Genomic DNA, 15,598 nt, shown 5'->3' on the forward strand with positions numbered 1-15,598 from the left:
TTGTCGGCTGCCGGGGTGCTGAAGCCCGAACTGTTGAAGCACATGGCGGAAAAGCCGCTGATCCTGGCGCTCGCCAATCCGAACCCCGAGATCATGCCGGAGGAGGCTCGCGCGGCACGGCCGGACGCGATGATCTGCACCGGGCGTTCGGATTTTCCCAACCAGGTCAACAACGTACTCTGCTTTCCTTATATCTTTCGCGGGGCGCTGGATTGTGGCGCGAGCGCCATCAACGAGGCGATGAAAATGGCGGCGGTGAAGGCCATCGCAGCCTTGGCGCGGGAGGAACCGTCCGATGTCGCCGCCCGCGCCTATTCCGGCGAGACGCCAACCTTCGGCCCGGATTTCCTCATCCCCTCGCCCTTCGACCCCCGACTGATCCTGAGGATCGCGCCGGCGGTGGCCAAGGCGGCGTGCGAGACCGGCGTCGCCACGCGCCCAATCACCGATTTTCCCGCCTATGTCGACCGGCTCAACCGCTTTGTCTTCCGCTCCGGCCTGGTGATGAAGCCGGTGTTCTCGACGGCCAAGACGGCGGCATCGAAGCGGGTCATCTATGCCGACGGCGAGGATGAGCGGGTCCTTCGCGCCGCCCAGGTGGTGATCGAGGAAGGCATCGCCGAGCCCATCCTGATCGGGCGGCCGCATGTCGTCGACGTGCGGCTGAAACGCTACGGGCTTCGCATCAGGTCGGGAACCGATTTCGAACTGGTCAACCCAGAGGACGACCCGCGCTACCGCCACTATGTCGACCTCCTGATCGAATTGGGCGGCCGCCGCGGGGTGACGCAGGAAGCCGCACGCACCCTGGTGCGCACGAATACCACCGTGATCGCAGCGCTCGCGCTGAAGCGGGGCGACGCGCATGCGATGATCTGCGGGCTGGAAGGCCGGTTCGAGCGCCATCTGCGCAACGTCACGCTGATCATCGGACCCCGCGAAGGCGTCCGCGACCGCGATCTCTCCGCGCTTTCGATGCTTATCTCGACGCGCGGCGCCACCTTCTTCACCGATACCTATGTGAGCGTGGATCCAACGGCGGAAGAGATTGCCGAAATGACGGTGCTGGCGGCCGAGGAAATCAGCCGCTTCGGCATCGAGCCGAAGGCGGCGCTGCTGTCGCACTCGAATTTCGGCTCACGCGATTCGCCGAGCGCGCTGAAGATGCGGGAGGCGGCGGAGATCCTGAAAAAGATCGCCCCGGACCTGCAGAGCGATGGCGAAATGCATGCCGATTCGGCGCTGTCGGAATTGCTGCGCCAGCGCGTCTTTCCGCATTCGGCTCTGAAGGGGGAAGCCAACCTGCTGGTATTCCCGAACCTCGATTCAGCCAACATTGCGCTCACCACGGTCAAGCAGATGATGGATGCGCTGCATGTCGGGCCGATTCTGCTCGGCACGGACAAGCCGGCGCACATACTGACGCCGTCGGTGACCTCGCGCGGCATCGTCAACATGACGGCCCTGGCTGTGGTGGAGGCCTCGCAGAAGGCCGTCGCGACGCTGAGGACGGGTTGAGCGGCGGGCCCCAAATGGCCAGGCGCCGAAGAAACAGCTAACCTTCCGCATCGGGATTCGCGTGATTGGCGAACGGCGGGAGGGGTCGGCACGGATGGCGGCGGGCAGGCGAACGCTGAGACGAGCCTTTGCGCTGGGAGCTGTCGTGCTCACCGTTGCGACCGCCGCGCCGGCTCTCGCCGACAGCAGGCTCTGCCGGCAACTCGAAGCCGAGCTTGCCGCAGCGGCAATCCCGGCGGGTCGCTGCCCTGCGCAAATATGACGACGCAATCTTTCTCGGTCTCGACGGTCAGCCAGGAGGCTGCGCGGCGAAACGCGCCGACGTCGATTCCAGGCCATTGTGCTGAACTTGACGCACACAACTCCTGCTCCCAGACCAAGGACGGCCCCGAGCTGAAGACACGGAAGGCGGCACTCAACCCGCGGATGAGAGACTGATCAACCGTCGTCTCCGAGCTCCACTCGTTTCGTGCAGCTTCAGCCGCTCGCAACAGCTGCCGAGCAGCCGATCTCTCTCCCTCGTCTTGACAGGGAACATGAGAGTCGGCGTGAGGCGCTGAGTAAACCTAGGAGCGCGTGCGACGTCCCGGGGTCTTGCGCGGAGTAGCCATGCGGGACGCCTCCTGCAACATTATGTCCCGCATCCAGATGCTTGCCGGATCACTGTTGTGAAGAGCCGGCCATTGGAGGGTCTCGGTAAATCCGGGAAGTGGCAGCGGAAGTTCGACGATCTTCAGGGGGAACGAATTTTCGAAATGCTTGACCAGCCGCAAGGGCATGGTCGCTATACGATCTGTGCCTGATACCATAGGCGGGATCATGCTGAAGCCCTGCACGGCGACCTCGACACGTCTCTTAAGACCATGCTCGAGCAAAAACCATTCCTCGATGGAGGGCTTCCCCATACGCCCGAACCTGACCGCAACATGCCTCATCGACATGTATCTCTCGAATGTCAGCTGCCTTGGCAGCTGCTTGTTCGTGGGACAGCCCACGCACACGAGCGTCTCGTCGAACAGCGCCACTGTTGAATGCGCGCTCGACTTGAACAGATCCGGAAGAATTAGAAAGTCGACGTCACCGCGCCGGAGAAGCTCATCGGGGCTGTCGTCGATAGGCAGCAATTCGAAGCTGACGGCGGGTGCTTCCCGTGCCACACGCGCCACGACCTTTTCAAAAAACACGAGCGTGACGAAATCGGAAACAATGATCCTGAAGCGTCGGTCGGATTGAGCTGGGTCAAACGGATCCCAAGAAATAATCGAGCCCTGGATGCGCAAGAGTGCGTCGCGAACTGCGGGGGCGAGTGCTCCTGCACGCGGTGTCAGAATACGTTCGCGGCCGCTCATCGTAAACAGTTCATCGTGGAAATAGTCACGCAGCCGGGCGACGGCCGCACTCATGGCCGGCTGACTTAGGTTGATGCTGCGTGCCGCCGCCGTGAGATTGCGCTCGTTCAGCAGTGCGTCGAGCACGACGAGGAGATTTAGATCAAGCCCTTTGAAACGCACGTCTTCACCTATCCATAGTGTGGATGCATTTCATCGAAAAACGATTTCGCCGATTCTGCAGAACGTCCCATAGCAGGATTCCAAGGATGTAATCCTAAGGAAAGTTATCGATGTTTGTTTTGGCTCCGAGGAGCAATTCCTCGTGTACGCCTTCCGGCGCACGCCGGACATCAAACGAGTCGCATGTTCATCGCGGCTAGATTCTTCGGTTATCTACGCAATCTACATCGCGGCGGCTCGACGCGACAAGCTCCCCATGCGTAGGCGCTTACCTCAAGAAAACAGCAACATAGATGAGGTCTTTCCATACGCTCTGACTTACTGTCGCCGACCGGAGTCGAACGCGCCATGAGCTGGGCACATCGATATTGCGTTGGTTGGCAGCTTGTGCGCGGACCACGGACCGAAGCGTGCTTCCAGGGCCAGCTCACAGGAAGGCTGCGACGTAAGAATGCGCAGCGTGACTCAAGACTAACCTATTCCACGCCCTGCTCTAAAGAAGGTGTGTCTAAGTAAAGCGTGACGAGGATAGCCCCGTTATCGAAATCTTGCCTTGTCCGGTTTGACGCGTCGAATCCTCAGGATCGATTGCCTGGACGACCAGCGTCGCCCGCCGCCAGCGGGGCCATCACCTGCTAAGCAGGAACCGAAGTGCAGGATACATCCATCGTGTAAATGTAATCCATCAAGGCAATCGATTACCCAAATTGTCCGATGAGGAATATGAAGGCGTCAGGTAGGGGTGCTTCATAAGGAGTATTTGCCATGGAAAAGCTTATCCGGGGTGGCCCGGGTTCCGAAGCCCTCTTCGGCAGCGAGGCTGACGACCTGATCATGGATCCCAAGGGCAATGATTGGATCGACGCTCGTCGAGGCAACGACACCATCTCGGCCGGCGAGGGCAGTGATCGAGCCATCGGCGGCGAGGGCAATGACCAGATCTTCGGCGAAGAGGGCAACGACGATCTCTCCGGCGACAACGGCCGCAACAAACCGCGCATCGCCGGTGAGGACAATGACAAGCTCTACGGCGGTCCCGGCGACGATGTCCTCTACGTGGGTGACGGCAGGGACTTTCTGTCCGGCGGCGCCGACAATGACACTTTCGTGTTCCAGTTCCACAATCCAATGCCTGGGCTCGACAATCCAATGCCTGGGCTCGAACCGAGGTTCTTGACGCCGGACATTACCACTATTGTCGATTTCGACCCGAAGGAGGACACTTTCGCTTTCGATGCGGTGGGCCTCTACAACGACGGTTTTGGAGCGAACTTCATCAACAATGCCAGCGTACAGTCGGGCTATCCGGTGAGCAGCTTTTACAGCGGTGCGGCCTCGGGTGCGAATGGCGAGCACGTCGTGGTGATCACCGACCAACCTTTCACCTCTGCCTCTGCCGCCGCGAGTGCGATCTCAGGCGAGACCGCCGGCGACATCATCGTCTACCAATACAACGATGGCATCACCAGAGTCGCGAATCTGGCCTATGTCACCTCCGACGATCACGCGCATGAATTCGCCCACGTGAGTTTCGCCAACCAGAGTGGTTTGTTCAGCTTGGCCGACCTGGCCGGCGCAGGCCTGACCGCGGCGGACTTCACCTTCGTTTGATCCGGAAAACCCATACGGAACCGCGCGCCCGCCACCCGCGGCGGGCGCTACTTGCCGCTGGCCGTGGCGCCTGGGAGCAGGCGTGGCGGTTGAGCTTGATGAAGCCCTGTGCGTCGCGCTGGTCGTGGGCCGAATCCTACCTGAAGGTGTCGAGGCGGTAAGGCTCCCTGGGGCCCCTTGTGCCGGTGACGATGACGTTGCCCTTCCAAAGCTTCAGCCGGACAGTGTTGTTGATCCGCTCCATCCAATGCCGGGACCAAACATATTCGGCGCGGAGCACTGATCTATGGATCAGGGAGCGGATGCGGTCAGTATCGTGGGCCCGTTCGGTCAGCACTACGCGGTGCTGGATCGCCAGACCTCACAATGCTTTGTTAACGCAGACCTCCCTGAGTAACCATTCCTTGAACATTTCAGCTTTGAAAGCTTTCCCTCTGACTTCCACTATTTGGGGAATTTTATTGATCAGTGGCGTGGTCAACATGCTTGCGCTGATTTCGCCGCTTTTCATGCTGCAGGTCTACGACCGCGTTCTGGCAAGTGGCAGCGTACCGACGCTGGTGGGGCTCGTCGTGCTTGCTGCGGGGCTTTATGCGTTCCAATGCCTGCTCGACATTCTGCGCGCCCGCGTGCTTCTGCGGATCGGCGAGCGTTTCGATGGACAGTTTTCCGGACGCGTTCACGATGCGATCGTTCGCCTTCCGCTTTCAACGCGCATGCCGGGCGACGGCTTGCAGCCGCTTCGCGATCTCGACAATGTTCGCGGATTCTTGGGTGGAAACGGCCCGACGGCGTTCTTCGATCTGCCATGGATGCTGCTTTATCTTGGCATTTGCTTCCTCTTTCATTTCTGGATCGGCATGACGGCGCTTATCGGGGCGATCGTCCTCACATCTTTGACACTTCTTACCAACGCTCTCTCGCAACGGCCGATACGCGATACCATTGCCCACAACATGGTACGCAATGGTCTGCTGGAAGCGGCGCGCCGCAATGCCGAGGTGGTGCAAGCTCTCGGTCTTGGAAAGCGGATCGCTGCCCGATGGCACAAGGCCAATGCCAAGTATCTGGCCGCCAACCGGAAAGCCGGGGACGTGGCAGGCGGGCTCGCTGGCATTGCAAAGTCGCTGCGCGTGATGCTGCAATCGGCCATTCTTGCCGTCGGCGCGTACCTTGTCATCAGGCAGGAGGCTACGGCCGGGGTCATGATTGCCAGCTCGATCATGATGGGACGTGCGCTGGCTCCGGTCGATCTGGCCATTTCAAGCTGGAAGCCCTTCCTCATGGCGCGCCAAAGTTGGGCGCGGCTGGAGGACCTCCTGACAAAGATTCCTGAAACCGCTCCCGTTATGCCAATGCCTGCACCTGAGCGCGAACTGCGCGTCGAAGGGGTGACAATCGTTCCGCCCGGCGAAAGGAAGCCGACCGTGACGGGTCTTGCGTTTGCCGTTCAGGCGGGAAGCGCACTCGGGGTCATCGGTGCATCGGGTTCCGGCAAGTCGACACTCTCGCGCGCCATCGTCGGCGCATGGGCGCCGGCCGCCGGAAAGGTTCGCATCGACAGCGCAAGCCTCGATCAATGGGACCGGGAGGCATTAGGCCGTCATATCGGCTATCTGCCGCAAGGCGTTGAACTGTTCGACGGCACAATTGCCGAAAACATCGCTCGTTTTGAAGTTAATCCTGACCCCGAGGCTATTGTCGCGGCGGCGAAGTCAGCGGGCACCCACGAACTGATCCTCCGATTTGAGCACGGTTACGAAACTCCGATCGGTGAGGCCGGATCGGCACTTTCCGCTGGGCAGCGTCAGCGTATCGGTCTTGCCCGTGCTCTCTATCGCGACCCTTTCCTTGTTGTGCTCGATGAACCCAATGCCAATCTCGATGCGGAAGGCGAAGCAGCCGTCGTTAAGGCGATCGCCTCCGTGCGCGAGCGTAAGGGCATTGCGGTTGTCGTCGCCCATCGGCCGAGCGCCATCCGCGCCGTAGATTACGTGTTGATGATGGAAGGTGGACGGCAGCGAGCCTTCGGTCCGCGTGATGAAGCGCTGTCCAAGGTGCTGAAGGGGGCAGCGACGGCACCAGACGCTGGCCTCAAAGGCCACCGTGTCTACACGGGATAACATGGGAGCGCTGAAATGGAGGGGCCGATGTCCGGCATTGATCAGAACAATGACGTTTCCGCCTCCATTCGCCGCCACCTGTTGGCGGGCCTTCTGGCGAGCGTGATCTTTGTCGGAGGAGCCGGAGCCTGGGCCGCCGTCACGAATCTCTCCGGTGCGGTCGTCGCGTCCGGACACTTTGTCGTCGATTCCTATGTGAAGAAGGTGCAGCACCCGACCGGCGGGGTGGTGGGAGAAATCCTGGTGCGCGAAGGCGACAGGGTAAAGGCCGGCGACATCCTCATGCGGCTCGATGCCACCCAGACACGCGCCAATCTCGCCATCGTCACCAAGCGCCTCGACGAGTTGGCCGCCCGGCTGACACGACTCGAAGCTGAGCGTGACGATCTGGCGGAGATCGCCTTCCCGGACTGGCTGCTCGCCCGCGGAGATGTTCCGGACGTAGCTTCGGCAATACATAGCGAGACGCGGCTGTTCGAATTCCGCAGACAATCCCGCGAAGGAAGGCGGGCCCAGCTAGCGGAACGCATCACTCAATATGAGCACGAGATCGAGGGACTCAAGGCGCAGCAAATTGCCTATGAGAAAGGTATCGAGATTCTCCAAAAGGAAATTGCTGCCTTGAGTGGGCTGCGCGACCAAGGCATTGTCTCGGACCAACGCTTGAATAGCCTGAAGACGCAGGTTGCCACTTTCGGCGGCGAACGCGGTGAGAAGATTGCCTATCAGGCACAGACGGCAGGCCGCATAACCGAAACGCGCCTGCAGATCCTGCAGATCGACCAGGATCTCAAGACGGAAGTCGGCCAGGAGCTCAGAGAGGTTCAGGCGCAAGTTGGTGAATATGTCGAGCGCAAGGTGGCGGCTGAAGACGAACTGCGACGGATCGATATTGTCGCGCCGCAGTCAGGCACCATTCAACAACTCGCAGTTCATACGATTGGCGAAGTGGTCACGCCCGCCGATCCGGTTATGCTCATTGTGCCGGAAGGCGACGATCTCGCGCTGGAAGTACGGATCACCCCAAAGGACATCGACCAAATCCAGCTTGGTCACAAGGCCGTGCTGCGGATGTCAGCCTTCAATCTGAGAACCACGCCGGAATTGAACGGATATGTCAGCCGGATCGCAGCCGATCTGGCCACAGACGAAAAAACCGGGATTTCCTATTACCTGGTGCGCCTATCGGTTCCGCCTGCGGAACTGACGAAGCTCAAGGACCTGACGCTCGTGCCGGGCATGCCGGCCGAAGCAATGGTCCAGACGGGCGAGCGTACGGCGCTTTCTTATCTTGTGAAGCCGCTGTCCGACCAAATCAGTCGGGCATTCCGCGAGGAATAGACAATTAGACCTTTTCGCTGCTGAAGTCTTTGTTTTGCGAAGCGTTGAATTGGCAAGGCTAAGGCAGGCAATTCCGATTGTCGTCCCCGTACTTCAGCGGCAAAGGAGGTGTCCTCAATCCGTTTCTCCTCGCAGAGCGTTAAGGCCTTGATCTAAACCTCCTCGTCGCGTTAGCTCTGCAGCTTCGGCGACAGCGAATGCCGTTTGTCGAGAGCGTTGTCGCAACGTCGGATCTTGCCTGTCGGATGGGTGACGCTTTAGATGGGGCGGACATCGACGCCGTCGCCGCATAGGTCGAAGCACCTAGCGACTTTGCCGCAAGCGCGATCGGATAGCCGATGATCACGAAGGCATGGGCGCCGCCCGCAATTGCCGGTGCGATGCGGGAAGCGCCAACCTCATGCATGACACTGCAAGAGCCGGAAGGACGTGATCATCCCAGAGATCGCTTGAACCCCCGACAATCAACTCGTTGTTCTGCGTGTTGGCGGTTACTGCGGCTGCGCAACGTCCGGTTGGACATGGCCCAACATCTTAGCGAGAGATCTGCCGCGAGGTCTCGCCCTGGAGCATTGTCACTGCTCCAGCGACGACAATACTCCTTTTTGTATTGTGCCGGACCATACAGTGGCCAAAGCCCATAAAGCCGGTCGTCGATGGTGCCCTGTCAGTCGACCTTTGGCGCTTTGCCTAATACCGCGCGAGGCCGTCGGATGGCACCTCCGCGAATGAGGCCGAAGAAATCGCTGCGCGGTTGCTCACGGGCTGCCTGAGCGGTGTCAGAGACGAGGCAATGCTCCGACTTTTTCATTGAGCCCGAAGAAATCGGGCGCCTTCAGTCCATCCTCGAAGTGTAGTGGGGTCGGCGTAGGGGCGCGACCCGCTGAAGCGTAGTCCTCTCCCGGGCAATTACAGGTGCATGGAACGCATGTATCCATCGTGTGGATTGCATTCCATCGAAACAATCGATTTTGCCAATTGTAGAGAATAGCGGATACGAAAACCTCGGTCGGAAGAACCGGTCTGCTGAGAACGTGAGCTGCCACTCGCCACCACGTCCAACTTGTGGCGCAACTTGCGCGGTCGCCGAAGGCTGCGGCGCGGTGGAAGCCGGTCAGCCGAGAACGACATTCGTGCTTCATGGAAGGAAGGCCAAGCCATGCGCCAAGCATCGCCCCGCTTTGCACTCGACCAGATGGCAGCGCCCCGACTTGACGTCAGGGCATTTTTCGCGCTTGCCCGCGACCTGGGCCTGAGAGACGTCGACATCCGCAACCATCTCGGCAGCAATGCTATTACACGTGGCGTGCCGGCGGCGGACGTCCGGTCTGCCGCCGCCGAAGCGGGCGTCACGATTATCTCCGTCAACACCTTGCAGCGCTTCAATGAGTGGACTCCCGCGTGCGAGGCCGAGGCGAACAAACTCGCCGACTATGCGGCAGCCTGCGGCGCGAAGACGCTCGTGCTGGTGCCGGTCAACGACGGCTCGTGGCCCGCCAATGGCGAGCGCCAGGGCGATCTCCGCGTCGCCTTGAAGGCGCTCAAGCCGATCCTCGAGCCCCGCGGCCTGATCGGTCTCATCGAGCCGTTGGGCTTCCAGACCTGCTCGCTTCGATCGAAGAAGGAAGCGGCTGAGGCCATTGCCGCGGTCGATGGCCAGTCCGTCTTCCGCCTCGTGCACGACACGTTCCACCACGCCCTCGCCGGGGAGACGCTCTTCTTCAGCGAGCTGACCGGTCTCGTGCACATTTCCGGCGTGAATGACCCGACCTTCCGGATTTCGGACATACGCGACCCGCATCGCGTCCTAATCGGCCCCGACAATGGCAGCCAAATCCGGGCGCTGCTTGACGGCGGCTATGCCGGCCCCTTCTCGTTCGAACTAACCGAGGAAGTCCACGCGCCGGACGACCTCGCAGGCGCACTTGCCGCCAGCATCGATTTCATCCGATACGGGCTAATGACGCGAGAGTCGGTGTGAGACGCCGAGTAAATCTACGAAAGCCTGGAACGCTAGGCATCGGCTGTCCACAGGACGGCGTTTCGGAGACACAAAAAGTGGGGGCAATCTTGGCCATGCACGCGTCTCAACCGATGATCAGGATGTCGCGGGCCAAACCATGCGAGGTTGAATAGGCCAGCGGATCATCGTTATGTTTCAACAAACTTTTCGATTTTTCGAATTCTTCAAGCCGCCCGAAAACACTGCAAAGTTAAAGCGGCCATTTCCCCCGAGCTCGTCGCGATTGCCGGGCGGGGCAGGACTCATTTTCCTGAGCAAGACGACGGACCTGTCGATCGAGCTTTTGCTGTTGGCAGCAGACCTGCTCGTGACAGACAAGAGCGCCTGAACCAAAGACTGAAGCGGGATGCCAGTCGGCAATCAGTTCCCAAACCTTTCGCCGGAACAGTGCCCCAAGCACTGCAGCCCATATCCTTCCAGGGCGAGAGGCGATGGAAAACCTTTCATCGACACGAGCCCGAGGTAGCACACCCATGGCCTTTGCGGAGAGCCTCGAATGGACAACCCGCTGCCGAGCCATTCCGGTCAGCTGCCCTGGCTGCCCCGGGCAAGGCTTATCTTCTGTTCGTTGATCTTCCGGACCGCGGCCAACACTGTTCGCGACGTGGAAGGTGAGACCTTTGGCTGCCCCTTCAGGACGCGGTGCACGGTCGCGACGCCGACGCTCGCTGCCTGAGCGATTTCCTTTACAGTACCCAGACGTTCGATCCCGATCGCCGGTTCGTATGCCATGTCTACTGCTCCTTGCCCAGGGTGAGAACCGCCGCGGCCGCGCGGCCGCCCCGTCAGGTCTTGCGCTTCTTCTGGCGGTAAACGTCGACCACGACGGCCGCGATGATGATCATGCCCTTGACGATCTCCTGGTAGTAGGCGTCGACCCTCAGGAAGGTGAAGCCTGAAGTCATCACACCGAGGATGATCGTGCCTATAACCGTACCGGTGATGCGGCCGACGCCGCCGGCGAGCGACGCCCCGCCGATGACGGCCGCCGCGATAGCATCCAGTTCGTACATCACGCCCATGCCCGCCTGCGCGGTCTGGGCGCGCGCCGCCGTGACGATGCCCGCAAGTCCCGCCAGCAGGCCAGCGATTGCATAGACCTTGATAAGGTGCCGCTCGACATTGATGCCGGAAACGCGCGCTGCCTGCACGTTGGCGCCAATGGCGTAGGTGAACTTGCCGTAGCGCGTGTAGCGGAGCGCGACATGAAAGATCGCCGCGACGGTGAGGAACACCACAACCGGCCAGATGCCCGTGCCGATGAAGGTGAAGTCATCGGTGAGACCGGAGACGGGCTGCCCTTTGGTGTACCATTTCGAGACACCGCGCGCCGACACCATCATGCCGAGCGTCGCGATGAAGGGCGGTATCCTGGTATAGGCGATCAGCCATCCATTGATGAGGCCGGCCAGCAGGCCGATCCCGAGGCCGACGAGCATGGGCACGATGAACGGCAGGTCGGTCAGCGAGGGATAGACCGCCCGCGTCCATGCCGCGGACTGCGCGAAGCTCGCAGCGATCATCGCTGTCATGCCGACCACCGAGCCCGACGAGAGATCGATGCCGCCGGTGATAATGACCTGCGTGACCCCTACAGCGATGATGCCGATCACGGAGACCTGCAGGATCATAATGGTCAGCCGCTGCTGGTTCATGAGGAAGCTCTGGCCGACGAACATCCAGCCGAGGATCTCATAGACGATCGCAATGCCGATCAGCACCAGGAGAATGTTGATTTCGGAGGGCAGCCGGCGCTTCGTCTTCACTTGCACAGGAGCCAGGCTCGCCTGGTTGGCAGTGTGTTCGGTTGTCATGTCTTTTCCTCCCCGTTGGGGCGGACGCTTCTATCGCGCCGCAAGTTCCATCACCTTGACCTGGTCCGCTTCAGCGTGATCCAGGAAGCCGGTCACCCGGCCTTCGTGCATGACCATGATGCGGTCGCTCATGCCGAGCACCTCCGGCATTTCCGACGAGATCATGATGACGGCCACGCCGTCCTTGGCGAGCACGGATACCAGGCGGTGGATCTCCGCCTTGGCACCGACATCGATGCCGCGCGTCGGTTCGTCGAGGATGAGGATGCGGGGCTTGGTGAGCAGCCAGCGGCCGATCAGCACCTTCTGCTGATTGCCGCCGGACAGGTTCTCGACCCGCTCGTAGAGGTTAGGCGTCTTCACCCGCAATTTGTCAGCCATTGTCTCGCAGGCCGCAGAGACTTCGCGCTCGGAAACGAAACCGCCCCTGACGAAACGGTCCTGCAGCACCGCAATCTGCATGTTCTCGAGTACGTCGAGGATGAGCAGACACCCGGTTTCCTTGCGGTCCTCCGTGATGAACGCCATGCCCTCGCGGATGGCGGTGGTGGGCGAATCGATCCTCACCGGCCTGCCGCGGATTTCGATCGAGCCGCCGGTGGCCGGCGTCACACCGAAAATGGTCTCGGCGACATTGGACCTCCCCGATCCGACCAGACCGGCAATGCCCAGGATCTCGCCGGCCCTGACCTCGAACGAAACATCGGTGAAAATGCCATTCAGAGAAAGGTTCTTGACCGAAAGCACCGTCTCGCCGATCAGCACGGTTTCCTTCGGGAACATCTGAGTGATTTCCCGGCCGACCATCATGCGGATGATGTCCTCGCGGGTAACGTCGCTCGATTTGTGCGTACCGATGTAGCGGCCGTCGCGGAACACCGAAACTTCGTCGGCGATCTCGAACAGCTCGTTCATCTTGTGGGTGATGTAGACGATGCCGATGCCCTGGCTGCGCAGATCGCGGATGATCTCGAAGAGATGGGCGACTTCCCGCTCGGTCAGCGCCGAGGTCGGCTCATCCATGATGAGCACGTCGGATTCGTAGGACACCGCCTTGGCGATCTCGACCATCTGTCGATTGGCCACCGAGAGGTCGCGGACCTGTGATTCCGGATCGATGCCGATGTTCAGCCGCTTGAACAGATCGGCGGTCATGCGCCGCATGCGTCGATGGTCGACGAGGCCGAACCCGTTCAGCGGTTCGCGGCGAATCCAGATGTTCTCCGCCACCGTCATGAACGGCATCAGGTTGAGTTCCTGATGGATCATGGCGATGCCGTTTTCCAGCGCATCGAGCGGCGACTGCAGGCGGATCGGCACGCCCTTCAGCCGGACCTCGCCCCTATCGGGCGTGTAGATACCGGCAAGGATCTTCATGAGCGTAGATTTGCCGGCGCCGTTCTCGCCCATGAGCGCGTGGATCGTGCCGCGCCTTAGCCTCAAGGACACGTCGTCGAGCGCCAGCACGCCTGGAAATTCCTTGCGGACATTCTCCACGGTCAGCAGGTATTCGGCGTTGGGAACCGCGCCGCTGGCGCGCACGGCGGCCATTGTCGGGGGACTGACAGTTGCTGGGTTAGGCATGGCGCTCTTCTCCTCCCGGGGCAGCCTCGGTGAGAGGCTTCCGGAACGCGCTGCATCACGCGTTCCGGAGCGTCGAATGCGGGTTTAGTTCTTGGCCTGGTAATCCGCCAGATTGGCGGGCGTTACCAGTTCGAAGGGGATGTAGACCTTCGTCTCGACCGCCTCGCCCTTGGCGAGCTTCAGCGCAGCGTCGACCGATCCCTTGCCCTGGCCGGCTGCATTCTGGAACACGGTCACGTCGAGGTCGCCTGCGGCCACCGCTGCCAACGCGTCCTGGGTGGCGTCGACGCCGCCCACCAGAACGTCCTTCATGTCCATGCCGGCCGCCTTCATGGCCTGGATGGCGCCGATCGCCATCTCGTCATTGTTGGCCACCACCGCGTCGAACTGCAGTCCCGCCGAAAGCCAGTTGGTCATCAGGTCGGCGCCCTGCGTGCGCGACCAGTTGGCGGTCTGCTCCTCCACAATCTTCATGAACGAGCACTCAGGCGTAGCAATCACGTCATGGATGTCCTGGGTGCGCTGGCGGGCGGCCTGGTTGGACAGTTCGCCCATCATCACGACAATATTGGCTTCGGTCTTGCCTGCTTCCTTGAGCAGCCGGCAGATTTCCTTCGTCTCCAGGGTTCCCGACTCGACTTCGTTCGACGCGACAAACGCCTGCTTTTCCGGCAGTTCGTTCACATTGACCGGCTCGCGGTTGACATAAACAAGCGGGATGCCGGCCTCCGCCGCGATCTTCGACATCGCGGTCGTCGCGTCGGTATCGGCGGGATTGACGATGATCGCATCGACCCCGGCCGCGATGAAGTTCTGGATCTGGCTCTGCTGCTTGGCGACGTCGTTCTGGGCGTCCTCCACCTGCAGGGTCACGCCGTCCAGCGTCTTGGCGTAATCGATCATGCCGTTGCGCAGCACGGTCAGGAAATTGTCGTCGAACAGCGCCATCGACACGCCGATGTTCTCGGCAAGGGCCGATGTCGTCATCAGCGCCGAGATGGTGGCGCCCAAAAGCAGTTTCTTCATGTCTGTTCCTCCATCTTAAAGGCGTCCGGTGCGCCCGATCCTCCCGGAACTCCCCCGGCTAGGGGGCCGTATCGAAACGGCAATTGCCACGGCGCGAAGGCCTCAGCTGCATGCCGTGACGAATTCCAAATTCACTTGCCCGTGGCCTCCAAGGACTTGTGGCCGTTGAAGAGGTTCTCCAGATGCGGCTTGACCGTGCCCGGCGCGGCCCCCCGATGCGGCTTTCGGCATGAGTTTTCATGAGACGGGCAGGCTTTCTAGGAAGCGCCGCAATTCGCCGGCTTCGATGCCGACGACATGGCGCTGTTCGGGATAGGCGCCGCTGCGCACCTCGGCGGCAAACTCGGAGAACGCCGCGATGCGCTCGCGTTGCAGGCGGTCTAACTCGGCTGCGAAGTTGCGATAGGCCTTGGCGTGCCTGGGCACATGGCCGCGATTCTGGCCCAATAGGTCATCGCCGAAAAGATATTGGCAATCGCAGCCGGTTCCGGCGCCCATGGAAACCATGAACAGAGACGTGCGTTCGCTGATCGCGGCCGCGACCTCCGTCGGCACGACCTCGATTTCTGCGCCGAAGGCGCCGACGGCTTCGTAGGCTTTCACCGCCTCGAAGATCTTGCGGGCGCTTTCGGCTGTCTTGCCGACGGCCTTGAAGCCGCCCGTCCAAGTGGCGCGCGACGGGATCAGTCCGACATGGCCGATCACCGGGATGGCTTCGTCTGCGAGTCGCTTCACCGTCGCGAGGCTGGCGCTGCAATAGACGGCGTCGGCGCTCGCCTTGAACAGCCGAAAGGCCCAGCGCACGAAATCGTCGGCCGTGCCGACGTCAAAGAAATTAACGCCCGGCACCGCGAAAAGGCTCGGCGCCACCTCGCGGAAATGCGGAAGGAGCATCATCTCCGGCGGCACCGAAACCATGTCGATCCTGGCCTTCTCGGCAGCCTCCAGCTCGTCCAGCGTTTCCACGCGGATCATCGTGAACTGGTACTTGCCTTTCATGGCGCGTATATCCGCCACTGTCGGTCTTTGCCTGCTCACCGGCTGCAC

General features: G+C 61.0%; 11 protein-coding genes. 5 read left to right on the forward strand and 6 right to left on the reverse strand.

The annotated features are described in order from the left end of the window. Positions 1 to 1,518: phosphate acyltransferase (locus G6N73_RS12850; protein ID WP_165028113.1), on the forward strand; the 1,518-nt coding region annotated here is incomplete at its 5' end. A gap of 566 nt (positions 1,519 to 2,084) precedes the next feature. Here the strand turns inward: G6N73_RS12850 and G6N73_RS12855 are convergent. Continuing rightward, on the reverse strand, positions 2,085 to 3,029 hold the full coding sequence (locus tag G6N73_RS12855; protein ID WP_165028115.1) for a LysR substrate-binding domain-containing protein: 945 nt from the start codon (positions 3,027 to 3,029) through the stop codon (positions 2,085 to 2,087). Positions 3,030 to 3,794: 765 nt separating this feature from the next. On the opposite strand from G6N73_RS12855, the gene G6N73_RS12860 reads away from it, so the two are divergent. The 4 genes from G6N73_RS12860 (at position 3,795) to G6N73_RS12875 (ending at position 10,085) form a co-directional block, all read left to right on the forward strand. Beyond that, complete coding sequence (locus tag G6N73_RS12860) at positions 3,795 to 4,640, forward strand: calcium-binding protein (RefSeq protein WP_165028117.1); 846 nt, start codon at positions 3,795 to 3,797, stop codon at positions 4,638 to 4,640. A gap of 404 nt (positions 4,641 to 5,044) precedes the next feature. Further along, positions 5,045 to 6,763 (forward strand): type I secretion system permease/ATPase, encoded by a 1,719-nt coding sequence (locus tag G6N73_RS12865; RefSeq protein WP_281352876.1) that lies wholly within the window; start codon positions 5,045 to 5,047, stop codon positions 6,761 to 6,763. Positions 6,764 to 6,790: 27 nt separating this feature from the next. After that, positions 6,791 to 8,104 carry an HlyD family type I secretion periplasmic adaptor subunit gene (locus G6N73_RS12870; protein WP_165028119.1) on the forward strand — a complete coding sequence of 438 codons (1,314 nt, stop codon included), beginning with the start codon at positions 6,791 to 6,793 and terminating at the stop codon, positions 8,102 to 8,104. A gap of 1,159 nt (positions 8,105 to 9,263) precedes the next feature. After that, complete coding sequence (locus G6N73_RS12875; RefSeq protein WP_165028121.1) at positions 9,264 to 10,085, forward strand: TIM barrel protein; 822 nt, start codon at positions 9,264 to 9,266, stop codon at positions 10,083 to 10,085. Positions 10,086 to 10,652: 567 nt separating this feature from the next. Here the strand turns inward: G6N73_RS12875 and G6N73_RS12880 are convergent. The 5 genes from G6N73_RS12880 to G6N73_RS12900 all read right to left on the reverse strand — a co-directional run bounded on the left by G6N73_RS12880 (position 10,653) and on the right by G6N73_RS12900 (position 15,589). Then, on the reverse strand, positions 10,653 to 10,859 hold the full coding sequence (locus tag G6N73_RS12880; protein WP_165028123.1) for a helix-turn-helix domain-containing protein: 207 nt from the start codon (positions 10,857 to 10,859) through the stop codon (positions 10,653 to 10,655). A gap of 53 nt (positions 10,860 to 10,912) precedes the next feature. Then, positions 10,913 to 11,941 (reverse strand): ABC transporter permease, encoded by a 1,029-nt coding sequence (locus tag G6N73_RS12885; RefSeq protein ID WP_165028125.1) that lies wholly within the window; start codon positions 11,939 to 11,941, stop codon positions 10,913 to 10,915. A 30-nt stretch (positions 11,942 to 11,971) separates the two neighbouring features. Continuing rightward, positions 11,972 to 13,525: a sugar ABC transporter ATP-binding protein gene (locus tag G6N73_RS12890; RefSeq protein WP_246251987.1), complete on the reverse strand. Its 1,554-nt coding sequence runs from the start codon at positions 13,523 to 13,525 to the stop codon at positions 11,972 to 11,974. Between the two features lie 84 nt (positions 13,526 to 13,609). Beyond that, positions 13,610 to 14,551 carry a sugar ABC transporter substrate-binding protein gene (locus tag G6N73_RS12895; protein ID WP_165028127.1) on the reverse strand — a complete coding sequence of 314 codons (942 nt, stop codon included), beginning with the start codon at positions 14,549 to 14,551 and terminating at the stop codon, positions 13,610 to 13,612. A 237-nt stretch (positions 14,552 to 14,788) separates the two neighbouring features. Continuing rightward, positions 14,789 to 15,589: a 3-methyl-2-oxobutanoate hydroxymethyltransferase gene (locus tag G6N73_RS12900; RefSeq protein ID WP_165028129.1), complete on the reverse strand. Its 801-nt coding sequence runs from the start codon at positions 15,587 to 15,589 to the stop codon at positions 14,789 to 14,791. Positions 15,590 to 15,598: the final 9 nt, after the last annotated feature.

It is taken from the genome of Allomesorhizobium camelthorni (assembly GCF_011045125.1).
Taxonomy (GTDB): Bacteria; Pseudomonadota; Alphaproteobacteria; order Rhizobiales; family Rhizobiaceae; genus Allomesorhizobium; species Allomesorhizobium camelthorni.